This window comes from Bartonella sp. AC329YNZD, from assembly GCF_042196685.1.
Lineage (GTDB): Bacteria > Pseudomonadota > Alphaproteobacteria > Rhizobiales > Rhizobiaceae > Bartonella.
Genome location: NZ_JBHIQS010000008.1, coordinates 46029 through 72496, shown reverse-complemented (window position 1 = coordinate 72496; position 26468 = coordinate 46029). Strand labels below are relative to the sequence as shown.

The 26468-nt window shown below is 37.9% G+C and carries 19 protein-coding genes, 1 tRNA gene and 1 pseudogene; 16 read left to right on the top strand and 5 right to left on the bottom strand.

Annotation, left to right across the window (positions count from 1 at the left end):
* A pseudogene (locus tag ACFIMW_RS05445) lies at positions 1 to 161 on the top strand (late control protein); the annotation flags it as partial.
* On the top strand, positions 118 to 1620 hold the full coding sequence (locus ACFIMW_RS05440; protein ID WP_375607826.1) for a replicative DNA helicase: 1503 nt from the start codon (positions 118 to 120) through the stop codon (positions 1618 to 1620). The pseudogene ACFIMW_RS05445 and the gene ACFIMW_RS05440, both read left to right, overlap by 44 nt.
* 166 nt (positions 1621 to 1786) lie before the next feature.
* On the opposite strand, the gene ACFIMW_RS05435 is transcribed toward ACFIMW_RS05440, so the two are convergent.
* Positions 1787 to 1861, bottom strand: a tRNA-Gly gene (locus ACFIMW_RS05435).
* A gap of 186 nt (positions 1862 to 2047) precedes the next feature.
* Between ACFIMW_RS05435 and ACFIMW_RS05430 the strand changes: the two genes are divergently transcribed.
* The 7 genes from ACFIMW_RS05430 (at position 2048) to ACFIMW_RS05400 (ending at position 11162) form a co-directional block, all read left to right on the top strand.
* Positions 2048 to 3025 (top strand): ABC transporter substrate-binding protein, encoded by a 978-nt coding sequence (locus tag ACFIMW_RS05430; protein ID WP_375608445.1) that lies wholly within the window; start codon positions 2048 to 2050, stop codon positions 3023 to 3025.
* 63 nt (positions 3026 to 3088) lie between these two features.
* Positions 3089 to 3985, top strand: a complete 897-nt coding sequence (locus ACFIMW_RS05425) for an ABC transporter permease (RefSeq protein WP_375608446.1) — start codon at positions 3089 to 3091, stop codon at positions 3983 to 3985.
* Positions 3978 to 4772, top strand: a complete 795-nt coding sequence (locus ACFIMW_RS05420) for an ABC transporter ATP-binding protein (RefSeq protein ID WP_375608447.1) — start codon at positions 3978 to 3980, stop codon at positions 4770 to 4772. Before ACFIMW_RS05425 ends, ACFIMW_RS05420 begins: the two co-directional genes overlap by 8 nt.
* 4 nt (positions 4773 to 4776) lie before the next feature.
* Complete coding sequence (holA, locus tag ACFIMW_RS05415; protein ID WP_375608448.1) at positions 4777 to 5817, top strand: DNA polymerase III subunit delta; 1041 nt, start codon at positions 4777 to 4779, stop codon at positions 5815 to 5817.
* Between the two features lie 1932 nt (positions 5818 to 7749).
* A complete protein-coding gene (locus ACFIMW_RS05410) occupies positions 7750 to 8682 on the top strand; it encodes a prephenate/arogenate dehydrogenase family protein (protein WP_375608449.1) in 933 nt (310 codons plus the stop codon).
* Between the two features lie 1116 nt (positions 8683 to 9798).
* Positions 9799 to 10650 carry a YihY/virulence factor BrkB family protein gene (locus ACFIMW_RS05405; protein ID WP_375608450.1) on the top strand — a complete coding sequence of 284 codons (852 nt, stop codon included), beginning with the start codon at positions 9799 to 9801 and terminating at the stop codon, positions 10648 to 10650.
* Positions 10647 to 11162 (top strand): YaiI/YqxD family protein, encoded by a 516-nt coding sequence (locus ACFIMW_RS05400; RefSeq protein ID WP_375606049.1) that lies wholly within the window; start codon positions 10647 to 10649, stop codon positions 11160 to 11162. The genes ACFIMW_RS05405 and ACFIMW_RS05400 overlap by 4 nt, the downstream gene beginning before the upstream one ends.
* 2 nt (positions 11163 to 11164) lie before the next feature.
* On the opposite strand, the gene ACFIMW_RS05395 is transcribed toward ACFIMW_RS05400, so the two are convergent.
* Positions 11165 to 11860 carry a TlpA disulfide reductase family protein gene (locus ACFIMW_RS05395; RefSeq protein WP_375608451.1) on the bottom strand — a complete coding sequence of 232 codons (696 nt, stop codon included), beginning with the start codon at positions 11858 to 11860 and terminating at the stop codon, positions 11165 to 11167.
* 32 nt (positions 11861 to 11892) lie between these two features.
* On the opposite strand from ACFIMW_RS05395, the gene argH reads away from it, so the two are divergent.
* The 5 genes from argH (at position 11893) to ACFIMW_RS05370 (ending at position 18364) form a co-directional block, all read left to right on the top strand.
* Positions 11893 to 13293: an argininosuccinate lyase gene (gene argH / locus ACFIMW_RS05390; protein WP_375608452.1), complete on the top strand. Its 1401-nt coding sequence runs from the start codon at positions 11893 to 11895 to the stop codon at positions 13291 to 13293.
* 51 nt (positions 13294 to 13344) lie between these two features.
* Positions 13345 to 13524 (top strand): LPS translocon maturation chaperone LptM, encoded by a 180-nt coding sequence (locus tag ACFIMW_RS05385; protein ID WP_375606046.1) that lies wholly within the window; start codon positions 13345 to 13347, stop codon positions 13522 to 13524.
* A 9-nt stretch (positions 13525 to 13533) separates the two neighbouring features.
* Positions 13534 to 14814 carry a diaminopimelate decarboxylase gene (lysA, locus tag ACFIMW_RS05380; protein ID WP_375606045.1) on the top strand — a complete coding sequence of 427 codons (1281 nt, stop codon included), beginning with the start codon at positions 13534 to 13536 and terminating at the stop codon, positions 14812 to 14814.
* 126 nt (positions 14815 to 14940) lie between these two features.
* Positions 14941 to 17370, top strand: a complete 2430-nt coding sequence (locus ACFIMW_RS05375; RefSeq protein ID WP_375608453.1) for a TIGR02302 family protein — start codon at positions 14941 to 14943, stop codon at positions 17368 to 17370.
* Between the two features lie 223 nt (positions 17371 to 17593).
* Entirely contained in the window at positions 17594 to 18364 is a 771-nt protein-coding gene (locus ACFIMW_RS05370) for a class I SAM-dependent methyltransferase (protein ID WP_375606043.1), read from the top strand.
* A gap of 900 nt (positions 18365 to 19264) precedes the next feature.
* Here ACFIMW_RS05370 and ACFIMW_RS05365 read toward each other — a convergent pair.
* The 3 genes from ACFIMW_RS05365 to tsaD form a co-directional block, all read right to left on the bottom strand.
* Positions 19265 to 19945, bottom strand: coding sequence for a response regulator transcription factor (locus tag ACFIMW_RS05365; protein ID WP_375606042.1), 681 nt, complete (start codon positions 19943 to 19945; stop codon positions 19265 to 19267).
* A gap of 1189 nt (positions 19946 to 21134) precedes the next feature.
* Positions 21135 to 21569: an EVE domain-containing protein gene (locus tag ACFIMW_RS05360; RefSeq protein WP_375606041.1), complete on the bottom strand. Its 435-nt coding sequence runs from the start codon at positions 21567 to 21569 to the stop codon at positions 21135 to 21137.
* 595 nt (positions 21570 to 22164) lie between these two features.
* On the bottom strand, positions 22165 to 23259 hold the full coding sequence (gene tsaD / locus ACFIMW_RS05355) for a tRNA (adenosine(37)-N6)-threonylcarbamoyltransferase complex transferase subunit TsaD (protein ID WP_375608454.1): 1095 nt from the start codon (positions 23257 to 23259) through the stop codon (positions 22165 to 22167).
* 362 nt (positions 23260 to 23621) lie between these two features.
* On the opposite strand from tsaD, the gene ACFIMW_RS05350 reads away from it, so the two are divergent.
* A complete protein-coding gene (locus ACFIMW_RS05350; RefSeq protein ID WP_375608455.1) occupies positions 23622 to 24806 on the top strand; it encodes a hypothetical protein in 1185 nt (394 codons plus the stop codon).
* Between the two features lie 11 nt (positions 24807 to 24817).
* Positions 24818 to 26377: a heme biosynthesis protein HemY gene (locus tag ACFIMW_RS05345; protein WP_375606038.1), complete on the top strand. Its 1560-nt coding sequence runs from the start codon at positions 24818 to 24820 to the stop codon at positions 26375 to 26377.
* The last annotated feature ends 91 nt before the right edge of the window (positions 26378 to 26468 follow it).

The following is a 26468-nucleotide window of genomic DNA, read 5'->3' as shown; positions in this document are numbered from 1 at the left end:
TTCGTGGGCAAATCAATGGGCCATGGAAAGCCGCTACCGTCACACATCGTTATGAAAAACAAAGCGGATACACAACAAAAATCACACTTGAGGCACCAAACAAGGGAAAAGAAAGCAATGAGAACATTGAACATGCTAAAAACAGAAAATCCAAGAGATAATTTTGCTTCTTCTTTTCGTCAACTTCCCCATAATATTGAAGCGGAACAGGCATTACTTGGAGCAATCCTGATTAATAATAATGCACTCGATCGCGTTTCAGACTTTCTCAAAGCAGAACATTTTTTTGAAACGCTACATCAAAAGATCTTTGAGATTGTCTTACAAATTATTCAAAAGGGCCATCTTGCAAACCCCATTACAATTAAGCCCTATATCCAAATGGAAGAAAAAATTGGAGATATTACTGTATACCAGTATGTTGTTCGCTTAGCCACAGAGGCAGTCACTATTATTAACGCTGAAGATTATGGACGTGTCATTTACGATCTTTTTATCCGCCGGTCTTTGATTAATCTTGGCAATGAAGTTGCCAATACAGCTTTTGATGCGCCTCTGGAGTTCACACCTTCCCAACAAATTGAAACGATTGAAAATCAATTATTTGAGTTAGCCGAAAAAGGAAAATATGGAGGTGGGTTTGAAAATTTTGATACAGCCATTGCAAAAGCACTTAACATGGCAAGCGCTGCGAAAAAGCGTTCCTCACAGCTTTCAGGGATAGCTACCCATATCAAAACCCTTGATGAAAAAATGGGAGGGCTACAACCATCCGATTTGATTATCATAGCTGGACGCCCTGGGATGGGTAAAACATCACTTGCTACCAATATTGCTTTTAATATTGCTAATGCTTGTAAGCGTGATAACAGCCAAGCCAATGAAGGGGGTATTGTTGGTTTCTTCTCACTTGAGATGTCAACTGAACAGCTTGCAACTCGTATTATTTCCGAACAAATAAAGGTTTCTTCTTCGGATATGCGCCGTGGTAATATCTCAGAAGAGCAATTTACCAACATCATTTACGCAATGCGCTCTTTACAAACAATCCCTCTTTATATTGATCAAACGGGGGGTGTCTCCCTTGCACAATTGGCCGCCCGTGCAAGGCGTCTGAAACGACAACATGGTTTAGATGTTTTGATTATCGACTATATCCAACTCATGACAAGTGGTTCAAAGCGTTCATTAGAAAATCGCGTTCAAGAAATTACAGCCATTACCACCGGATTAAAAGCACTTGCAAAAGAACTCAATATTCCCATCATTGCTCTGTCACAACTTTCACGTCAAGTTGAAAACCGAACCGATAAACGTCCACAACTCTCCGATTTACGTGAATCTGGTTCAATCGAGCAAGATGCCGACATTGTTCTGTTCGTTTATCGTGAAGAATATTATCTCAAAAATGAAGAACCCAAAGAAGGCACCTCTGAGTATAGCAAATGGCAAGAGGCAATTGAGCAAGCCAAGGGCAAAGCTGAGGTTATTATAGCAAAACAACGCCATGGTCCGACAGGAATCGTTTCCCTTGCCTTTCAATCCGATTTTACATGCTTTAGTGATTTGGAAAAAGAGGAGCAGAAAAATGCGTTAAAGGGAGCTTTAAATACCCTTTAGATAAGGTCTTTGAAGACCCTTTGAGAACACCTTTAAAACTCTTTGAAAAAAAATGAATTGGTACAAAACCTAGTGGCAAAATATACAAAACCTGCTGGCAAGCTACAAAAGCTACAGCAAGCTACAACTATAACTCCATACAAGAACGAATAAATACAAAATTAAATGGAGCGGGCGATGGGATTCGAACCCACGACCCCAACCTTGGCAAGGTTGTGCTCTACCCCTGAGCTACACCCGCTCACCGATTCGATATATATCTTGCTTGTATGGCGTAGGCTTTTACGAATTGCAACAAAAAAATATCATTTCTGTTTGATTTATTTTGTCCATGTTTCGATAAAATGAAATAAAGATTGATTTTATAAGATTCTTCAGTAATAAATCATTCCTTTTTTAATTTTTGCATGGAGAGGGGTGGAGTATAATGTTGAAGAGAGCCAATATATTTTGGATTGTTATGGCGGCTGTTTTTATGATGAACAGTGTTGCAAAGGCCGATGACCAAGTTAAACACGTTAAAGTTGCAATAACGCAAATTATGGTCCATCCTGCTGCGGATGCTGTTCGTAAAGGTGTGGAAGATGTGCTTGCAGCAAATGGTTATAAGCAAGGTGAAAATTTTCACCTTACCTTTTTATCAGCGCAGGGTAATATTTCAACAGCAACGCAAATTGCACGTAAATTTGTTGGTGATAAACCCGATGTTATTGTCGCAATTACCACGCCTTCAGCACAAACGATGCTTGCGGCAACAAAAACAATTCCTATCGTCTTTGCAGCAATTTCTGATCCTATCGGAGCTAAAATCGTTTCTTCGCTTACCAAACCTGGCGGTAATATGACAGGGAGTTCGGATCGTATAGATGTTGCAGAAAGTGTTAGACTTTTACAAGAAGTAAAACCAGATTTGAAAAAAATTGGTTACCTTTATAATGCTTCTGAGGCAAATTCTGTTTCGACACTTAAGGTATTAAAGGATGTAGCAAAAAAAGCAGGAATTGAAATCATTCCTTCATCGGCACCAAAACCTTCAGATGTTCAGGCAGCAACACGCGCTTTAATCGGTAAGGTCGATATTATTTTTGTTCCTGCTGATAATACGATTTTATCTGTTTTAGAAGGTGCAATAAAGGTCTCAGAGGAAGCCAATATGCCTGTATTTACTGTTGATGCTAATACTATCGGGCGCGGGCCTTTTATGACGCAAGGTGTGAATTTCTATGATGTAGGGGTTGATGCTGGGAAATTGGTTGTACGTATTCTAAAGGGTGAAAAGCCTGGTGATATTGATGTTGTGCAGGCGGCTAATAATGACATTCGAATTGATTTGAAAGCAGCTAAAAAAGCAGGGATTGTTATTCCGCAGGCAGTTATTGATCGTGCAACAAAAGTGATTCAATAACTTTTATTGATAGAGTGTTGATACAATAAAAATACGTTAAGTTTTCATGGGGATTGTCTTTACATGAATATATTTGCGTTTTCTGGCGCTGTGGAATTAGGCCTTATTTATGCGTTTGTTGCTATAGGGGTTTATCTTTCATTTCGGGTTTTAGATTTTCCTGATTTAACGGTTGATGGCTCGTTTCTTCTTGGTTCCTGTGTCTGTGGTGTTTTGATTCTTTTAGGTTTCAATGCGTGGACAGCTATGGCTTGCGCTTTTTGTGCAGGTATGGCGGCTGGTTTATTAACAGCTATGTTAAATTTGCGTTTTGGCATTTTAAATCTTTTGGCTTCCATTTTAACAATGTCGGCACTTTATACGGTTAATCTTCGTATTATGGGAATTATGGGAGGGTCTAATGTTAATTTAGCCCTTGCTGATACGGCGTTAACGCCCTTTTATAATCTGTTTGGTTTGTCCGATATTTTTGTGCGTCCTCTTTTCGTTGGTATTGTGTTGCTAGTTATGGCGTTTTTGATTTGGCGCTTTTTGGAAAGTGAAATTGGTCTTGCTATGCGTGCAATGGGCGCTAATCCACGCATGGCGACGGCGCAAGGTGTTCATACATCAGCATTGATTTATTTTGGTATGGGGCTTTCTAATGCGTGTGTTGCTCTTGGTGGTTCTCTTTATATTCAAACTGCCATCGCAACTGATATTACCGGTGGAATTGGAACTATTGTTTTTGGGTTGGCTGCCGTGATTATCGGTGAGACTCTCTTTCGCACGCGCAATATTTTGTGGATTATAATCAGCTGTATTGTGGGGTCTGTGCTTTATCGTGTAGCGGTGCAATTTGCATTTGAAGCAAATGGCATTGGCATTGATACATCGACAGATCTTCAGTTGATTACTTCGCTGTTGGTTGTTTTAACTCTTATTGTGCCACGTTATTGGAGGAGGCGTAAACGTGATTGAGTTGTTTCATGTTGGGGTCACATTTAAACCGCAAACGCCTTTGGAAAAACAGGCTTTAATTGATATTAACCTCAAAATTGAGCAGGGTAGTTTTGTTACGGTTATTGGTTCAAATGGTGCTGGTAAATCCACTTTGCTTAGTGTTTTGGCAGGTGCAACGCTTCCCTCGACAGGAAGAGTCGTTATTAATGGACAAAATGTTTCTAGGCAATCAGTCAGTGAACGTGCGGGAAAGATTGCTTGTGTTTTTCAAGATTCCTTAGAGGGAAGTTGTGGTTCTTTAACAATTGAAGAAAATTTGGCTCTTGCTGCTCTTCGAGGAAGTCGTCGTGGTTTGCGTTCAGCTTTAAACCATGAAAAACGGCAACTTTTTCGAGAAAAAATTGCTCAATTAGGCATTGGTCTTGAAGCATATATTCATAATCCTATGGATAGTTTATCAGGTGGGCAACGCCAAGCAGTTTGTCTTGTGATGGCAACATTAGCACATGCGGATGTTTTATTGCTTGATGAACATACCTCAGCACTTGATCCTGGAATGGCTGATTTTGTGATGCGATTGACTGAAAAAATCGTTGAAGAGAAAAAATTAACGACTATCATGGTAACTCATTCTATGCGTCAGGCTCTTGATTATGGCAATCGTACCTTGATGTTGCATGGTGGAAAAGTGATTTTGGATGTCTGTCATGAAGAGCGTAAGGGCTTGGATGTCAATGATTTAATTGGCATGTTTCAGAAAGTTCGCGGGGAAGTTCTTGATGATGATGAACTGTTAATGGATTAATAATGTGGCTCAGAAAAAAGCACATGAAGTTGATCAATTTCTAACGCGTTTTTCACGTGCTTTTCCTATTGTTCTCATTTATGGGACGGATCGTGGACTGATTTGTGAGCGTGCACAACATTTTGCTAAGCTTACACGGGTGGCAATAGAAGATCCATTTTCAACAGTTCGTTTGGATGCAGCTGAAATTGATAAAGATCCTGCACGTTTGGAAAATGAAGCGCGTACGTTATCGCTTTTTGGGGGAGATCGTTTGATATGGATCTCTAATGCGGCTAACCAAAAAGGTTTTCTTGCTGCTTTAAAGCTTTTAATTGAGAAGCCACCAGAAGCTTGTTTTATTCTCATTGAGGCAGGAGATTTAAAAAAAGGAACAGGGTTGCGCAATGTTGTTGAAACATCGTCAAAAGCAATGGCTTTGCCTTGTTTTGCTGATGATATGCGTTCTCTTGACAGTTTAATTGATGAGGTTTTAGGACAGTTTAAGAAGACTCTTTCTTTGGATGCACGTAGATGGTTGCATGAAAGTTTAGGGGCGGATCGTCTTGTGTCTCGCGGTGAATTAGAGAAGCTTTGTCTTTACGCTGAAAATGTTCATATTACTCTTGAAGATGTGAAAGCTGTTGTAAGTGATGTAAGTGTTCTTTCTCAAGATGAAGTCATTGATGCTCTTTTATTGGGCGATATATCAGGCTTTGAAGCGCATTTTAACCGACATGCAGCATTGCATGGGACGCTTTTTTTTATTTTAAGTACAGCACAGAGGCATTTTCAGCAATTACAGCTCTTGCGTTATCAGGTAGAGATTGAAGGAAAATCGCCTTTTACGGTGGTTTCTCAAGCACGTCCTCCTATTTTTTTTCAGCGGAAAAAAACCGTTGAACAAGCTTTAAAATATTGGAAGTTAGAACAAATTTCTTATGCGATGGAAAGAATTCAGAGTGCTGTTTTAGACAGCCGTAAAAATCCGCTTTTGGGTGAAGCTATCATTCGTCAAGTTTTGTTAGGGCTTACAATTATTGCACGACGCCAGATGGCTGCTTAGTGTTTTAAAAATATTATGATTTTTTATTTTAAATACAATACAGAAGCATTTTCAGCAATTACAGCTTTTGCGTTATCAGGTAGAGGTTAAAGGAACGCTATTTTTGAGGAGGCGTTTTAAGAGCTTGAAAGTTTGATAAAAACTTTCCTTCAAAAGACAATCTTGATACAGTTTTATTATCTTATTGTGCCGCAAAACACTGTTCTTTAGGTTAGTAATATAAGGCTCAGGTGAAATTTTACGCATTCGGTGTTTTTTGTGTGGGTATTTGGTGAATATTAGGTTGGTTCATAGAGTCTTAATGGAGTAACACCCCCATGTAAAACAGAGTATCTCAAACAAAAGAAGACACTTGTATGGTAGATTCATACGCTTTCTTAGAAATATTTTTCAATGCGCGTCATATCTATTTCGCGTCGGTGTTTATGAATGGTGTAGAAGTAAAGTTCCTTGTGAAGAATATAAAACCCATAGAGCAACTTTATCTTTACGCTTAATAAAAGTGCAAGTCGACACTCATTATATACTTTGCTAGCCTCTAATGTTGCTACAGTTTTTAGCATTAGAGAGCGTTTTTCATCATTTTGCTCACATGTCTTCTTGTGACGTGTAGACAAGAGATTTTAATTGATAAGAGGGTTTGTGATGGAAGAATTTTACAGTATTCGAAGTTATGATTTAAATTGAAAACAATAATTATATTTATAAATCAATGTATTATAGATTAATTGAATCACATAAAATAGTGAGCTGGAGGAATCTTTTAGACAAGAAAATGAATTGTTTGCAGATCGGTGTGAATTAAGAATTTTCTTGGGATGAGGAGAAAGTCAAAATAAATTATGATGAAAACGACAGCACCTATGGGGAAACTTTTATGTTTGATACAGAGATGATAATCTTAGCAATGAATGTGTCTCATAAACAGAGCTAGCCATTGTTTATTATTAATAATTTATTATTTTTCATATTGAATCAATCAGAACAATGTCTTTTGCACGTCATAAGTGGGGGGCGTGTGGATAAAAACTGTACAAAAAAGCACTAAAAATGCCTCTTATGAATGCTCTCAAATTCCAAGGTTTTTTGCAACATTGGGGGTAGGAAAATATAATGATAGTGTTTTATTAAGTGTGAAGAGGGTCGTGCTTAATAGATTATAGTTATAACATTTATGAACACTGTCGTGAGATAGGCTAGGGAGCGAGATGCCTTTTAAAACAAACCCATGAATTTGTAATCCAAATTTATTCTGTTGAGGGCGTTCTATTTTACGTGAGGGGTGTGATTCCATTAAAGGGATATTCGGTGTTTTTGTTATCAAACTTTTTCTTTATTGAGAGGGCGTGTTTTTCTCATATTTATTTGATTTATGGTATCCGGAATCGGGAGAGGAAAATGTTTTTAATGGTATCTGTTGGTATGCGTTGTTTTACGGTGTTTTCAATATTCGCGAAACTTATGTTGATGTTGTAGGTGGAGGCGTAATACGTTTTTATATAGGTCTAATGTACAAATTAATGAACGTATCGGGATAATTGGAGAAGAGTTAGTGTCTGCTTATGCTTTTGATGTGTTTTTTTGTGAGTAAATTAGTAAGATAAAGTAAACTGATGGGATTTTATGTAGAGTCGTTGTTATCCTAATTGAGAGTGCATTTTATTTTGTTTCGGTGATGCGCTTTGATCAGTAATTAAGAGGGAGCTTTAGAGCGTGATGTTAGATTTCTCGTCATTTATTTTTTATGTGTTTTCTAGGTAAAGTGATCTGTTGTCAGCTTGTGCAGATGATAATTGGTAAATTGCGTTATTCTTTATTTCCTAGTTGTCATTTTTTAATATTTTACGCATAACTCGTGAACAAACAAACAAGAAAATTGTGATTTTACGATTGTCTTTATTGCCATTTGCAAAGAATCTTTGAAGGTGAAAGATGCTCCATATTCAGTTTGAAAAAATAGCACTCATTGGGATCGGTCTGATTGGGTCTTCTTTAGCAAGAGTGATTAAAAAGAAAAATCTTGCAGCTCAGATTTCTATTGCAACACGTCGTACAGAAACCCTGAAAAGAGCGCGTGAATTGGAGCTTGGGGACTTTTATACGACAGATAATGCAAAAGCTGTTGAAGGAGCAGATTTGGTTATTCTTTCTGTTCCTGTTGGGGCTAGTGCAGAAGTGGCAAAAACCATTCGTGATCATTTAAAACTTGGGGCGATTGTAAGTGATGTTGGTTCTACAAAAGAATTGGTTATTACAGAAATGGCACCTTTATTGCCCAAAACGGTTCATTTTATTCCAGGGCATCCTATTGCTGGAACGGAATATTCAGGTCCAGACGCTGGTTTTGCTGATTTGTTTATCAATCGCTGGTGTATTTTAACGCCTTTTGCAGATAGCGATGTTGCTGCTGTCGCACAATTAACAGCGTTTTGGGAAGCTTGTGGTGCGCGTGTCAAAAAGATGGAGCCTAAGCATCATGATCTTGTTTTGGCTATTGTTTCGCATTTACCCCATTTGATTGCGTATAATACTGTTGGGACAGCGAGTGATTTAGAAAAAGTAACAAATTCAGAAGTGATTGCTTATTCCGCTTCTGGTTTTCGTGATTTTACGCGTTTGGCCTCTTCTGATCCCGTTATGTGGCGGGATATTTGTTTGCATAATAAAGATGCTATTTTAGAAATGTTGGGTCGTTTTAGTGAAGGGCTTGCTTTTTTAGAACAGGCAATTCGTTTAGGGGATGGTGAAACACTGTTTAATTTTTTTACGCGTACGCGTGCTGTACGTCGCAATATTATTGATGCCGGACAGGAAATTGATGTCCCTGACTTTGGGCGTCATAGTCTTCCTAAAGAGAGGATGTAAATTAAGAGATTTTTGAATTTTGTGTTGTTTTGCTTATTCCTATCATACCTCTTTATTGGGATATATGTCCTTTTAAATTGTGTGTTATGATAACAATACGGTGCAATTCTCAATAATTTGTACGATAATAAGTGCACTTACCTTTGTCTTTTAGTCTGTGCTCTAAAATGATTTTTGACCTTTATGAGGAGTGCTTGTGGTTTTGGTTAGCTAATCGCAAAAATTAAAGCAAAATTCATGGAGATATGCTTTAATTTTGATTTATTTCATATCAATGGACATGTAATTCTCATTCAAAGGATTACGATTAGAAAAAGTATAAAATCATTTTTTGAAAGATAAAATCTTTGTTCAATAATCTTTCGTATTGCTGAGAGTAAAGACCTATAAAACTCTTCTATAATTTGATTTTCACGAATATAATCTAAGAGATTTGCGAAGGGTTTTTCAGGGAGAGGGGGGTGTATGAGTTTCTGTAAATCAATGCAAAGAGTGTTGTATTATGAGTGTTGTCTCGCAAAGTATTTTATAAAAAACAGGTGAGTATTCTCTAATCGGTAGCCAGTATATTTTTCATTTTATGATATTGTTTTCTTCATAAAGCTTGTATAGTTGCTGTCAATTGTAAATTAATATTCAAATCTCATGCAGCAACATGTTTGAAATAAATATTAAGATGCTTCAGTGTTTTCGTTTTTTTAGCTTTTGTATGCCTGTTTGGGGCGGGAATATCCTCTCTGTTTGATTGATCTGTTGAAGCGAGAAAACAACTTTATTTGAGAAAACTATAAAAGAAGGAAAGGGAGAAATTCTTTTTCATCTATCTCCTTTTAATGAAATTTTACACTGTGAAAAAGAATTCATTGAAATATTTTTGCCTCACATTTTTTTCGCGTTTTATGATTACGCTACTTAATGTAAAACAAAAGGCTTCAAACAGAATACAATTGCTTGGTACAATTTGTTGGCTTATTCTTTTCATTTTTGGGACAGAGTGAGACTTGACCGCGTGGATTATTGCCCTTTATACTAAAAAATGTTTGTTTTTAAAGTCTTGATGGTTTTTATAAAGCTTAGGATATCTGAAAAAAGGATGTTACCAGAAAGTATTGAGGTTTGTTAAAAAATATCTTTTGGTATAGCTATCATATTTTTTGTGACGCAATAAGCCATTATTGGCGTGATAATGGAAGCGCTTTTGCAAGCCATGTTGCGCTATCAGGGCTTTTAGCATTTTTCCCTTTCTTTATTTTTGGAATATCTTTTGCTCGTTTTCTAGGAGCTTTTACCTATACACCGCAAAAAATTAAAGCACTGGTGCAGTTATTGCCTGATGTTATTGCAGAGCCTTTATCTCAGGAAATTGTCAATGTTTTAACCATTCATCGAGGAGGTGTGTTGACGCTTTCTGTCATTGGAGCGGCTTATTTTGCTTCTAATGGGATAGAGGCTTTGCGTACGGCTTTAAATAAAGCTTACCGTGTTACTGATCGACGGAGTTTGTTGTTTTGTCGTTTTCAAAGTCTGTTTTTTGTAATCCTTGGAGCTTTTGGTCTTGTTGTGATTAGCTTTTTATTGATTCTGGCGCCTTTGCTGACCAAAATTATGCAAAATCATTCTTTTTTTATGACTGAATACATTGGTGTTATTCGTTTATGGCGTTATACAGTTGCAGTCGTTATTTTGTTTATCAGTCTTTTGATTGTTCATAAATGGCTTCCAGCAGGACAGCGGAAATTTATAGATATTTTACCAGGAATCGTGGTGACAATGTTTGTATGGTTTATGGCTTCTCTTGCTTTTGCACAATATTTGACGATGTTTGATTATATTTCAACCTATGCGGGGTTAGCATCTATTATGGTTGCCATTATTTTTCTTTACATCTTAAGCGCAATTTTTATTTTGGGAGGTGAAATAAACGCCGCAATAATGTTTTATCGTAACTATTGGCGCTCTCTTCGATGAATGAAAAAAACAGTAGATCGTACGAAAATCAAAAGATAGATAGAGGAATAAAACTTGCCATTACTTTGTTGGTTGATGCGGATGCTTGTCCCGTAAAAGATGAAGTTTATCGTGTGATGAATCGTTATCAGCTTAAGACATTTGTTGTGGCAAATCGTTCTTTGTTCCTTCCAGATGAAGCGCTCATTGAGAGAGTAGTCGTTGCTGGTGAATTCAATGGTGCTGATGATTGGATCGTAGAACATGTGCATGAGGCGAGTATCGTTATTACCAGTGATATTCCTTTAGCAGCAAGGGTTGTGCAAGCTGGGGGTTTTTGTCTTTCGCCAACGGGGCGTATTTTTGATGTAAATTCAATTGGTCAGGCTTTGGCGATGCGCAATTTGATGGAAGATTTGCGTGGACAGGGCAGTATAATAGGTGGTCCCCGTCCTTTTTCTCGTAAAGACCGTTCTGCTTTTTTGTCAGCACTGGATCTTGTTATACAACGTTTAAAAAGACGCGGTTATTAAAGTTATAGGGCCTCTTTAATCACTGCTTTTATAAGTGTTTTGGCATCGTCATTGGCCCATGGAGCTGCACCATTGAAGGAAGCAATGAGATATCCCTCTTTATCAATGAGCAATGTAATGGGGAGTCCTAAAGCAAGCCCCTGTTTTCTAACATTATTGAAAATATCCATTGTTTCATCGCGATAGTAAAGCAAATTATCTGAATGAATATCTCGTAAAAATTGCTGAATTTTTTCAGGAGAAGCAGTTTTATCGATATTAATCGCTATGACATCAAAGTTTTCTCCACCTAATTCACGTTTTAATTGCGCAAGTTCGGGCATTTCTGTGCGGCAAGGTGCACACCAAATAGCCCATAGATTGACCAGCATTGGTTTTCCGGTAAATTCGCTGAGTGTACGCTCTTTTCCTAGAATATCCTTGAAAGAGAGTTTATTCATATCCGAGGGTGTATCAGCAAATCGTATGTGGCTAAAAAAGCCTTTTGCTGCTTTTCGTATCGCCATCATTTTTTCTGCTCGTGCTTTATCAGTGTTTATTTCTTGTGCTTGTGCTGCTGAAATGAAATTGAAAAGAAAAAACTCTCTTTTAGTATCGTAGTTTATGGTTGCGTATAAACTCAATGCAATGATAAAGAATGCAAGGGAGATTTGCCTTTTTTTATTGTTTTTTTCGCTGATGAAAATTTGAAAAATCATAATTTTGTCCTTTGGATGGGTGTTTTCAGAATATGACAGATGAGAAGTTAAAGAACCAAATATGGGGTGGTCGGTTTACGGCAGGTCCTGCTGCAATTATGGAAGAAATTAATGCCTCTATTGATTTTGATCAAAAACTTTATCGACAAGATATTGAAGGTTCTCTTTCTCATGCGGCTATGTTAGCGCAAACGAAAATCATTTCACAATCAGATTATGAAAAAATTGTTCATGGTTTGAAACTTATTCGCCAAGAAATTGAAGACGGTAAATTTGTTTTTTCACGAAAGCTTGAAGATATTCATATGAATATTGAAGTGCGGTTGAGTGAATTGATAGGTTCTGTAGCAGGGCGTTTGCATACGGCGCGTTCACGCAATGATCAAGTTGCTGTTGATTTTCGCTTGTGGGTACGTGAAGCAACGCAAAAGATAGCACAAGCTTTAAAAGGATTGATAGAGCAATTACTTATTCGCGCAGAACAACATGTTGATACCTTTATGCCGGGCTTTACGCATTTACAATTAGCCCAACCTGTAACATTGGGCCATTATATGATGGCTTATGTTGAAATGTTCGGTCGAGATTTATCGCGAATGCGTGATGCTCTTGAGCGAATGAATGAATCGCCTTTAGGGGCTGCTGCTTTGGCAGGAACAAGTTTTCCGATTGATCGCTTTATGACAGCACAAGCACTAGGCTTTCGGGAACCTACACGCAATTCAATTGATAGTGTTTCTGATCGTGATTTTGCGTTGGAGTTTTTAAGCGCTGGTGCTCTTTGTGCGGTGCATCTTTCGCGTTTGGCGGAAGAAATAATTCTTTGGTCAAGTGAACAGTTTTGTTTTATTCATTTGTCAGATGCCTTTTCAACGGGTTCGTCTATTATGCCACAAAAGAGAAATCCGGATGCGGCAGAGTTAGTACGAGCGAAAGCAGGTCGATTGAATGGTGCGCTTATGGGATTGTTAACGGTGATGAAAGGATTACCGCTTGCTTATTCAAAGGATATGCAAGAAGATAAAGAATATGTGTTTGATGGGGCTTTGAGTTTGGAATTATCACTAGCAGCAATGACAGGGATGATTGCTGATTTGAAAGTGAATAAAAAAGCCATGAAACAAGCAGCGGATTTGGGGTATGCAACAGCTACGGATTTTGCTGATTGGCTTGTACGTGAATTAGGGATTCCTTTTCGTGAAGCACATTACATAACAGGGCGTGCTGTGGCATTGGCAGAAAGAAAACAGTGTCGCCTTCAGGATTTATCATTAGATGAACTTCAAGCAATTTGTCCTGATATTAATGCAACACTTTTTGATGTTTTGACCGTTGAAAAATCTGTTGAAAGTCGGAAAAGCTTTGGGGGAACAGCACCTTCAGAGGTTCTTCGGCAAATTGCATATTGGAAAAAGCGTTTCGTGAGCGCTTGAATAATTGTATTTTAAAAGTAAAAAAGAAAGCAAGATGAGGAAAGAGGACTAATGAAAGTTATAATAAAGGGGTTGATGGTTGTCCTTTTTGGGGGCTTTGGTGTCGTTGGGTGTGGGCGTAAAGGATCATTGGAGATGCCTCCTACAAGTGTGGAAAAACCTACGCAGGGAACATCTGTTGCTAAAAGTGAAGATGATAAACCTTTTATTCTTGATCGTTTGATAAAGTAGGAGGCAAGTGTGGATTTTTTCTCCTATCATCAAGGTATACTTTATGCTGAGGGGTGTTCACTTGCTATGCTTGCACAGGAGGTGGGAACTCCTTTTTACTGTTATTCAGCCAATGCATTGGTTACACATTTTAAGGACTATCAAAGAGCATTTCAAGGGATGCCCAGTCTGATTGCTTATGCGGTTAAAGCGAATTCTAATCAAGCAGTTTTGCGGCTTTTAGCTAACAATGGAGCGGGAGCTGATGTGGTCTCAGAAGGTGAATTACGGCGTGCTCTTGCTGTTGGTATTCCGGCGCATTGTATTGTTTATTCTGGGGTTGGTAAAACCGTGAGAGAGATAGATTTTGCTCTTTCTCAGAATATTTATTGTTTTAATGTTGAATCAGAGCCGGAACTTGAACAGTTATCGCAACGCGCTGTTGCACTTTCAAAAATAGCACGTGTTTCATTGCGTATTAATCCAGATGTTGATGCAAAGACCCATAAGAAAATTACAACAGGAAAATCTGAAAATAAATTTGGTATTCCCTTGTTGTTGGCAAGAGAGGCTTATAAAAGAGCGTCCTCTTTGCCTGGATTGCAGGTTTGCGGTATTGATATGCATATTGGCAGTCAAATTTGTGATTTAAAGCCGTTTGAGGAGGCGTTTATTATTATCGTAGATTTGGTGCGTCAATTGTGGAGTGATGGTTATGCAATAACGCATATAGATATTGGTGGCGGGCTTGGTATTGCCTATGGTTGTGAACAACATACCGTACCCTCCCCTTTTGATTATGCCGCGCTGGTAAAGAAGCATATTGCTCCTTTAGGGATTAATATTGTGGTGGAGCCGGGGCGGAGCATTGTGGGTCAAGCTGGTGTGTTGGTAACCTCTGTTCTCTATTTAAAAAAGGGGCAAGGGCGGAATTTTGTTATTGTGGATGCGGCGATGAATGATCTGATGCGTCCAACGCTTTATGATGCTTGGCAGAATGTCGTCCTTGTGAAACAAGCAGCAAAAGACGCCTCCCTTATTCGTGCAGATATTGTGGGTTCTGTTTGTGAGACTGGTGATTATTTAGCATTAGATCGTTGCTTGCCAATTTTGGCACCCAGTGATCTTTTGGCAATTACGCAAGCTGGGGCTTATGGTGCCGTGATGGCGAGTACTTATAATAGCAGACTTCTGGTCCCTGAAGTTCTCGTTCAAGATATGCGTTATGCAGTTATTCGTCCACGTCTTGATTATGCGCAATTAATGGGATGTGATCATATTCCTGATTGGATTGAGCCCAAATTAGATTGAGCATTATTAAATATTTTTGGTCTTATTTTTACTAAACTTTGATGAAACAATTTATTTTCTAGAAATTGTTCTGTATGGGGTTTATGATCTTAATGCACCACGGTAAAAGGGGATAAATGCTTGTTTATGAAAAATAAAAACATCAAAGGCTTTGCAATGAAGCTTTTGTGTGTGCGCATTTTGATGTGGGGGATCCTTTCATTGGAACGGATCTGGGGTCGGTTATTACCATTTTTCCTTGTTCTTAGTCTGTTTTGTTCGTTTAGCTGGTTGGGACTTTTTGGCGTTTTGGGCTATTGGTTCCATTGGCTTTTACTTGGGGCTATGCTTGTTTGTGCTGGGGTAAGTTTATTTTTTCTTATTGGTTTTCGGTTTCCCACAATGCGGGAAGTGGATCACCGTCTTGAACGTGTCAATGGCCTTAAACACCAGCCTTTGAATATTCAGACAGATCGTTTATGTTCTGAAAATGATGAAGATTTTAGTGTTGTTATTTGGCGTGAACATCAACGCCGAATGGCAAAGCAATTATACCATTTAAAAACTGGATTTATCTCTCTTAATAGTGCGGATTATGATCCTTTAGCTTTGAGGGCTTTGTGTGCTCTTCTTTTTGTGTGCGCTTTTAGTTTTTCTTTTGGTTCACAAGGGGGGCGTTTGGCTGATGCCTTTGATTTTCGTCCTGTCGTTGATGAAAAACTCATGCGGATTGATGCTTGGGTAACACCACCTGCTTATACCGGTGTGGCACCGATTTATTTGACAAAAGATGAGAAAACACAACTAGAAATCCCTGAAGGGAGTAATGTTGTTGTGCGTGTTGTCAATGGGGCTGGCATTACAGTAAAAGCAAAGTCTGTAGAAGATGGGAGGGAAATTTCGTTTTCAGAGAAAACGGAGCAAACAGCTTTGAATGATCCAATTGTTCATTTTGAAACACATTTAAAGCATTCAATAAATTTATTTGTATCATCACGTCGTAAAAAACAGCAATGGCATTTGCAGATAATTAAGGACACGCTTCCAACAATTCATTGGTTGGAAAAACCAGGGAGGATTTTAACGGGATCATTGGAGTTACGATATGTGGTGGATGATGATTATGGTGTGACAAAGGCTTTTGTTGAAATAGAGCCTTTTCTTCCTCAGAATAAAAGTGCTTCTTCTCTTTATAATGCTCCGGAAATAGAACTTCTTCTTCCGCGTGGTGGAAAGGGGAAAATGCGAATGGTGCAGGATATATCAGCGCATCCATGGGCGGGTTCGCAAGTCAAAATTACTTTGGTGGCAGAAGATGGTGCGGGGCAGAAAGGACGTAGCAAAACTTTTGTTATGATATTACCACAGCGTGTTTTTTCGAATCCTGTTGCACGCGCAGTGGTTGAACTGCGTCGTTTATTAGCTCTTAATCCTTTAGCGCGAGAGCGGGTACTTGATATGCTTTCTGCTTTGCTTGTGCGTCCAGAAAAGGGGTTGCAAAATGCATCGCATTTTATTGTTCTACAAAGTGCGTGGACAAGACTTTCTTTAGCACAAACAGACGAGGATTTGCGCAATGTGGTGGATTATTTATGGCAAATTGCTTTGGGTATTGAAGGCAATCAACTTGAATCCGTGCAAAAAAAGTTAAAACAAGCACAAGCTGCTTTACGTGATGCATTGCGTTACGGTGCTTCAGCGGCAGAAATTGAACGGCTTATGGCAGATTTACGTCAAGCTATGGATGCGTATATTCGTGCTTTGGCTGAAAAAGCACCGGATAGTCAAGTTTCTAAAAATTCTAAAAGCTCAAAAAGTCCTAATCTTTCTGAAGCTACATTACAAGAAAAGCTAAATTTAATTGAGGAAATGGCTAAAACAGGCTCTTCTTTAGCAGCTGAACAACTCTTGGCGGAAGTTGAACAGACGCTTGATCATTTGCATGTGCAAAAAGGTAATCAAAATGAGGGAGAAAAAAGCCAATCTACACAAATGAAAGAAAAGATGGACCAGCTTGGAGATTTAATGCGTCGTCAGCAAGAAATTCTCAATGAAACACATCAGTTAGAGATGGAACAAAAACGCGGAGAAAATGTACCGGAAACACAAAAAAAATCTTTAAAAAAACGTCAAGCTGAATTGCAATCTGAATTATCAACATTAGAAAAAGAATTATCAGAACAAGGATTTGAAACAGGGGGCGCCTTGAAAAGGGCAGAAGAAAAAATGAATTCTGCGGAAAATGCTCTTGATAATGGAAATCATCAGGTATCTATACAAAATCAGTCTGATGCTTTGGAATCTTTGAGGCAAGGTGCACAAAATGTTTTGAAAAAAATGCGCGAAACACTTAAAGAAACGGGAGATGATCAAAATGCTGATTCTGGTCCTAAAGATCCGTTAGGACGTCCACTTTCTTCAAAAACAGATGAAGAACAAGAAGGCGAGGCACTCCCACAAGAAAGTGATCAAATGCGTACGCGGCAGATTTTGGATGAAATTCGCGAACGTCTTGGTAAAGAGCATCTTTCAGAAGAAGAAAAAAACTATCTTGAAAGATTGCTTCATTTTAATTAATCAGTGTTGGCTTTTTTCTTAATTGATGTCAAAAACAGTGTATGAAGAACCTCTATGGAGTTCAGCTTCAAAGAAAATAATTAAAGCACTTGTAACGCGATAATCATTCTATTGTACTGCTTTTTTAATCATTTAAGTTTAAAATATGCAATATTGAAGTGTTCGCTATTGCGGAGAAAGAGCAGAAGTCCATATAAGTTGGATATATGAAAATCTGTAATGTTTGAAATTTGTTTCTACATGGTATGTTGAGTTGGATATCGTTACGCTGAAAGATTTTTATGCTTCTGCACTTGGGCTGCGTGTGCAAAAGACGCTGTGTGACCAATTAAATTTATGGTGGCCTGATCTTACGGATAAACGGATTATGGGGTTGGGTTATGCGATACCTTATCTTTCTGTATTGCGTGAACGTGCCCAACAATGTTTTGCTTTTATGCCTGCTGCTCAGGGTGTTTCGCCTTGGCCTTGTGCTGAGAAAGTTGCTACAGCGCTTGTTTTTGAAGAAGATTTGCCGCTTCCTGATGCGTCAGTTGATTGTATTTTATTGGTCCATGCATTAGAATATACAGAAAATTCATTTGAAACGTTGAATGAAATATGGCGTGTTTTAGCACCCAATGGTCATTTGATCGTTATTGTTCCTAATCGCTCTGGCTTTTGGGCGCGCAATACGACTACGCCCTTTGGTTATGGCGAACCTTATAGTCAACAACAGCTTATTCGTTTGTTCGAAAAAACAAATTTTATTTCTGGACCAATACAAGAAATTGTACACTATATGCCCTCTACGGGGTATTTTTCGCGGTTGTTCTCATTTTTTTACGAGCCATTTGCTCGCTATCTTTTGCCTTATTTTGGTGGACTCTTAATGTGTCAGGCACAAAAACGTGTTTATCAGGGTCTGCTCGTACAGCGTCGTCAGTCGCGACGTATTTTTATTCCTGCTTTATCACCACAGACAAGAAATATTTTAAATTATAAAGATAATTAATCATTTTGTCATTGTCATAAGAACCGCAAGTATAAAAGGATTCTCTTATTTCAATTTTTTGCATTTACAATTAAAAAATATTCTTTTGTACATTAATATGTGGAATTGGTATGTGAATAAAAATCTCAAGTATCTATATATCGAACCATATTTCATGAATAGCGGAAACATTTTAAAAGAAAAAATGCTGGTATCTTCGTAAGCATAAAAATAGCAGAGTCCAAAGGATCTTGCATAATATGGTTTATGGTGGTTAAAAACTGTACAAGGAAGGATTAAAATGCTTCTTATGAACCATCTCAAGTATCAAGGGCTCCTCTGCAACATCGAGATCTAACATAAGTGTGTGATGGTGCTGGCTTGTTCTTTTATAAGCGTAAAGATGGTGGTGCTCAGTGGCTTTATCGTTAGGATAAACATTTAGCGTTATATCATGAATTATATAATCTCTTAAGAGGAGATAAAGTCATAAAGAATGGAGGAAAACTATAAAGATAAAAAACATCTCTCAAGTTAGGTTAGTGAATGTGAGATAAAGCAATGCGTGGAGCGGTTTTTCTGAAAAAAATAATTATAAATAGCACTCATCTAAAGATGATAGTTATGATCAAGAATGTTGCTAAAAGATATCACGATTATTTATATGCGAAACATATTAAAAACTTTAGAAAGAACAAAAGCATGTGAAACAGAAGTTACAAAGTATATCGTGAGGGTTGAAAGCATTTTTGTTTCTGGTTCTCATGTTGGAATATTTCGTTTTTTATTCGTAATGTTATATATTTTGTCATAAGAGTAAGTTCTAAGTAATAGCATTCGAATTATATGCGAAGGTTTTTTCATCTCGTTTCTGTTTTCATTTAGGATATTAAAATTATTTTTGAAACAGTAAATCTCGAATTAAAGATTTAAACGGTAACCATTTTGATCTGTTATGAGAATTTGTGCATTGGAGGGATCGTTTTCGATTTTTTGTCGCAAACGATAGATATGGGTTTCTAAAGTATGGGTGATAATATTTTCATTATATCCCCAAACTTGTTCTAACAATGTTTCACGGCTGACAATTTTATCATTGGCATAATAGAGACATTTAAGGATCGCTGCTTCTTTTTCTGTGAGACAGATTTTATTGTTGCATTGATCAAGAAGAAGTTTTTGTCTTAGTTTAAAAGTATAGGGACCAATATGAAAGGTTGCGTCTTCATTTTGTTCATATTGGCGCAACTGTGCTCGAATTCTCGCCAATAACACTGCAAAGCGAAAGGGTTTTGTTACATAATCATTGGCGCCTGTTTCAAGATCTAAAATATTATCACAGTCTGTATCATAATTTGTTATCATGATAATGGGAGCACGAAATCCTTGGGTGCGTAATTGTTTAACGGCTTTGTAGCCATCAAGATCAGGAAGTTGAAATCCCAAAATAGTGAGATCAATATTTTCTTTTTGGATTATTCTCATTCCCGCTTCTGCTGTTTTTGCTTGGGAAATTTTAAATTCTTGATGCATTTGCAATTGTTCTACTAAAATGGGGCGTAGATCATCGCCTTCAACGATTAAAAGAGTGTATTGGTTCATGTTTTTCCTTATAGGCATGTTGATGCACTGATTGATATAGTTTCATGAAAAATGAGATTTCATGCAAGAAAAATTAAAAGAGGAAAATTAAAAAAAAGTCTTTGAAAAAATAAACTTTTATAATTTCTATGGTTGTTTGCCGAAAAGAAGGTGTTTCCGTCTGCAGAGTATTTTACGTATTGGTTGGAAGCATTTTTTATGCTTTAGAATGTGTTTTAGCCATTGAGTGTCATCATTTTTACGCTTATGGAGAAACAAGCTAGCACTATCATTCACTTTGCCAGCTCGTGGGTGTTGCGGACAGTTCTTGGCACTTGAGACGATTCATAAGAGGAATTTTTAGTGCTTTCTTTCACGTTTTTTATCTATATGGGACTTTCTCCGCTTAGAATATGCAAGCAAATAGCTTTTGATTGATTCAATATAAACAGGTTGGGAATGAGAGAATCCAGCGGCATGAGAGGCTCTCATCCAACATGCGAACAATGAACACTCAATATGATGCGTTTTTTAAGCGTGAAGAGAACTGTGCAACACCTAGCAGATATGTACCGTTTAGGAGAATTTCACGGTCATTTTTATTGTTTTTTTATCCACGTTCAGTTTTGTTTTTTCGTAGAGTTTGTGTGCGAAGAGGTCTGTGTGATGCTCGTGGGTGTTGCTTATTATAATCGTTGAGTAAGTCTTGCCTTTAGAAATGCCTAAAAAATACCTAATGAAGGGGGGAAGTTTTGGGGCATTTTATATTGAGAAGAGTGCAGAATGAAAAATGATAAGGAAGAGTATCCTATTTATGTATTTAGCGTGAAAACACATCAATAGAGAGGGATGCCTTGTGCGATATGAAGTGCTTTTTCATATGAGTCTAACGGTAAATTCATCGAACACTCCCATCTTTACGCTTATGAACAAGTAAGCCGGATCACACACTTTGCCAGCTCGTGGGTATTTCGAGACAGCCCTTAGCACTTAAGACGGTTCATAAGAGCCATTTTCACTCTTTTCTTTAACAATTTTTATTCACACACTCATCCCGCTTTTTATGTGCAAGAAAGTGGTTTTAATTGATTCAACATGGGACAAATTTGAAATGGGAGAATCTTACGATATTCGGGACTCTTATTCAACATGCAAAACAGTAATTTATCATTATAAATCAATGGATTATTAATGAATAAAATTTATTTCTTTAAGATAAAAGCATTTCCTTCTTAAGGTTGCCCATCAAACAGACTTCTGTCCATTCCTCTTCTGTCACGGGTTGTACTGATAAGCGGCTGGCCTTGACCAACACCATATTTGCTAGTTTAGGATTGGCTTTGATTTGTTTTAATGAAACAGGTGTTGGCATGTCACAAAGTGCTCGGATATCCACACATTCCCAGCGTGGATCAGAACTTGTAGAATCAGGGTGTGCTTCAGCACATATTTCTACAATTCCTACAATTTCTAAACCTTTATTTGAGTGATAAAAAAAACCTTTATCACCATATTTCATAGTGCGCATATTGTTACGTGCTTGATAATTGCGTACACCATCCCATTGTTCGCCATTAACTCCTTTTTTCTTTTGCATCTCCCATGACCATTTATGGGGTTCAGATTTAAAAAGCCAATAAGCCATGAGTTCTCCTTTTTCATAGACTGTTATGCATTTTTATAAGTATCTTTGTAATACCATCAACGATGATTTTTAAAATGGGGTAAATAACGGCTATTATCTATTTTTCTTGTTTCAAAATAATGTGTAGTAGAGAGACGCGCTCCATTGATATTTCATGTTGTATAAAAGTATTTTGCTCTTTGTTTCTCTTTTCAACTATGGTCTGAAATGCGGTCACTATAAGAGTTTGTTGGAAAAAATTAAGAAAATTGGTTCTAAAAAGCTTTAAGATTACAATGACAATGAAACGAATAAATGGTCAAAGATGATGAGGTCAACGAATGGCATTCATATCTATGCTTTGTGGGAGAGAGTAGATCTTATTATGCTGTAAAATACCGTCATTTGAAGTGTAATGATATAAGGCAGTTTTTTGAAACATGAGGTTTTTAAGAATGTGTGGTGAATATTTAGATTTACGTGTCGAGCTTTGGGTTAAGTGAATTGTGTGAGTGGGAAGCAGGTGGAATCTGCTCGATAGAGAATTCGGACTATCTATAGACCGGATTGAGTAGAAATCTTCGTTCTTTAAGATGTGTGTGGGACGTCAATTTTATTATGCTTTTGTTCCACGGCGTCCCATCCCGATCAAGGGCGGGGCTTTTTCATCTAATGGCCAGCGTGAGCGGGGTGCAATGTCAAGAGAGCTTGTTTCTCCTCGTGCGAGTTTTTGTGCACCGGCAAAAGCAATCATTGCAGCATTATCCGTACACAAGGAAAGAGGAGGGGCTATAAATTCAAAACCATGTTGATGAGCAAGGTCTTGCAACGTAGAGCGAATGGCTTGGTTTGCGGCAACGCCGCCCGCAACAACTAAAGCAGGAGAACGCTTTTCTTGATTATCAGAGAGAGGATATTGGTGGGTAAAGTGTTGTAAAGCTAGGTGAACACGATCACGTACCGTATCAGTCACAGCGGCTTGAAAACTTGCGGCAATGTCAGCAATATCATTTTCTGTAAGGGGAGCTATGGCTGTTGCGGCTTGTCGAACAGCAGTTTTGAGTCCTGAAAAAGAAAAGTCTAATCGTTTTTCACCTTTTAAAGGTCGTGGAAGAGGGATGCGATTTTTATCACCAAATAAAGCTGCTTTTTCAAGTGCTGGTCCACCAGGATAAGGAAGACCTAAAAGTTTTGCTGTTTTATCAAAGGCTTCTCCTAACGCATCATCAATAGTGGTTCCTAAACGCTGGTAGTTGCCTACTCCATGAACAATGATTGTTTGTGTATGACCTCCTGAAACTAAAAGTAATAAATAAGGAAAGCTGACGTTGTGCGTTAACACAGCTGTTAAAGCATGTCCCTCTAAGTGATTTACCGCAATAAATGGTTTGCCAGTGGCAAGAGAGAGTGCTTTTGCGCTCATAACGCCTACCAACAATCCTCCTATCAAACCAGGACCACTGGTGGCTGCAATGCCATCAATATCTTTTAATTTTGTGTTTGCTTCTGTTAGTGCTTGCAGAATTAAATGATCAAGAACTTCAACATGGGCACGAGCAGCAATTTCAGGAACAACACCGCCGTAAGGTGCATGGTGATCAATTTGACTCCAAACAACATTGGAAAGAATTCGGCTGTTTGATTCATTGTTATATTCAATGACAGCCGCTGCCGTTTCATCACAACTTGTTTCTATTCCCAGCAGACGCATTTTAAACAAAACCTTATATTGAAGCTTCTTTCTTACGTGCGTATCATGAACAGAAAAAGATGCAAAGTATTTCTCTTAGAATTGATTTTTCTATGAAAAATATGTGTTTTGGCATTTTCTTTGAATTTTATGATATCGTTGATTAAAAAATAAAGCTGTATTTTCGAGTATAAAATGCAAATATTTTTTTAAAACTTGTCTATTAAAGTCTATAATTGTAAATATTATTGAGAAAAATGAGATTTGGAAAATTTCTGTAAATTTATACTCTTTCGAAGATATTTGAGAAAAGCTTCATTTTTAAAACTTTTTTCATTTTATTATTTTATTTTTGAAAAAAGTGTGCACAAAAAGTGATAAAGATGGTCGATTCTTCAAAACCAAAAGTTAAATCACATTATACTGGTACGCGCCGTAAGAAACCAGTTATTGAACATGAAGCTACTCCCCATGATTCAGAGGAAAAAATCCACAATTCTGTAGAATCTCCTGCACGAGAAAAACAGAATATGCAAGGTCAGGATAAAAGTATCTCTAGTACAATTTGGCTTTTCTTATCCCTTTCTGGGATTTTGGGGGGATTCATTGCTTTGGGAATTTTTATGGGGTTTCAATGGGCTGGTTTTTTTCCTTCTCCTTTTGTGGCAAATTCTGCTGGGGAGGAAAAAGCCTTGCAGATTGCTGAAGCCGCAAAAAGTCAAGGTGAAGACACAAAGGAACAATTGAGCCGGGTCTTTCAAGAAATCGATGCGTTAAAAACAGAGTTTTCTTCTTTTTCATCACAACAGTTTAAAACAACGAAAAATGATGAACTATCGAAAGAAGAAAGCAAAAAAGCTTTTGCGATTTTAGAGGAAAAAGTAAAAACTCTTGAAGAAACTGTACAAACTTTTGTTAGAGAGTCGAAAGAGATAGAGACGGCTTTGTCTGTTGGGCAGAGCAATGCAAATGATCTTGCTGCGTTAAAACAACAGTTAGAAGCACTACAGGAAGAAACTGCTGTTAAAAATAGTGAGAAAAAAGAAATAGATACCGCGCTCTTTACTGCAATTAGTTCATTAAAAAATGCTGTAGAGCGTGGTGGATCTTATAATAATGAATTAAAGCTGTTGCGGCAATTATCGCCTTCGATTAATGGACTTGATGTGTTGCAAAAAACAGCTACTGTGGGTCTTCCAAGTTCAGCACAACTTTCAGTTGATTTTGCTCATGTTGCTGATGCAATTGTTGGTACGCAAAATCTTGTTGCGTCAGATGCTGGTTTTTTTGACCGAATTTTAGCGTGGATAAAAGGGCTCATTGTTTCGCGACCGATTGGAAATGTTGAAGGGACAACGCTGGGGGCTATTGCGGCACGCATGGAAGTTGCCATTCAAGCTGGTGATTACGAAAAGGCTTTGAGTGAATGGCAATCATTGCCCCAAAGTGCAAAAGATGTTTCAATGGATTTTGTTAAGCAGCTTGAAAGACATATTGCTATTCAACAGTTGTTGCAGCAATTGTTATTGTCTGTGCAACAAGGATCTTTTAAAGCAACAAAGATGTAAATAGGCCCAAGATGATACGTGTTTTTATTTATATTTTTGTTGTTTGTATCCTCGGTTTAGCTTTCACGTGGGTTGCTAATCACAATGGTATTTTTGTTCTCACATTTTTGCATTTCAGATTTTCTGCTTCATTTCTTACAGTGTTAAGTGTGCTTATTTTGTTTTTTGTAACGCTGGTGCTTTTATGGTGGTTATTGTCTTTCTTTTTTTCCATACCGAATGCTCTTTCCAATTATTTTTATAAACGCCATCAAAAGCGTGGTTACGAAGCTCTTTCAAAGGGGATTCTTGCAACTTTTGCTGGTGATAGTATGGTTGCGCAAAAAATGGAAACACGGGTTGCTAAATATCTTGCAGGAAAACAAGAGCCATTGGTAAAACTCTTACAAGCGCAAACCTTGTCTTTACAAAATGATTCTGTTCGCGCCATAGGTCTTTATGAAGAGATGAGAAAGGAAGATCCGACAAAACTGGTTGGACTTTATGGTTTGTTTCGTGAAGCGATGAAGAGTAAAGCTTATGAGGCAGCGCAACAATATGCCGAAGAGGCACTGACTTTATCGCCAGCACTTTTATGGGCGCATCAGGCGGTGCTCGATCGGTTAAGTACTGAGGGTAAATGGGATAAGGCACTTACTATTTTTGAAAGAACGCAAAAAGCTCTCCCGCGTTCTATTCGCGCGACTCCAGAGCGGCAGCATATACAGGTTTTACTACTAAGTGGGCAGGCACTTTCTTTGTTTGATACACATCCTGTACAAGCACGTGAAGCTATTTTGAAAGCCCATAAATTGGCGCCTGATTTTGTTCCAATAATAGTTATTGCTGCTGATATTCTTTATAAATTAAACGAAACGCGTAAAGCGGATAAAATGATTATAGCGGCTTGGCAAAAGGAGCCTCATCCTGACTTGGGAGCGCTGTATCTTGAAAGAGAAGAAGGAGCCATTGGGCGATTGAAAAGGGCTAAGACACTTGCTTCTTATAATAAAGATGCATTTGAGTCGGCTTTCCTTATTGCTAAAGCAGCTTTGGATGCTGGTGAAACAGCATTAGCAAGAGAGAAGGCACAAAAAGCATTACAATGTCATCCACGGGAAAGTGTTTATTTATTGTTGGCAGATATTGAAGAGGCACAGGGAAACAGTCAAGGTGCTGTGCGTCAATGGCTTTCTTTAGCACTTCGTGCTGAACGTGATCCAGTGTGGATGTGTGATGGGGCCATTTTTTCTTCTTGGTCAGCGGTTTCTCCAATCAGTGGACGTTTGGGCTGTTTTGAATGGAAGGCGCCTCCTTGTATGCCTTCTCTCACATTAGAGGCGGACAATATTGTGTCGAAAAGGCAAGACAAAGAGTATGTTATGGGAAAAAGTGATGATGTTGGAGATAAGAAGCTTGAAAAATTAACACCTATAGATGATTCTCTTTTGCATAATGCGCAGGTGGAGAAACAAGATATAAAAGAAAAAGATGTAAAAATGTTCAGTCAAACTCACTTAAATGTTGATGATCCAGGGGTTAAAACAGAAGAAGAAACATCTTTATCGAGGAAAAAATTTCGTTTATTTTAAATTGCATCAATATGGTAGTATGAGCGTTTTTTCAGAAGAAAAAATTAATATAGAAGAAAAAAAATTATCTTTAATCTTGTCCAATAAAATT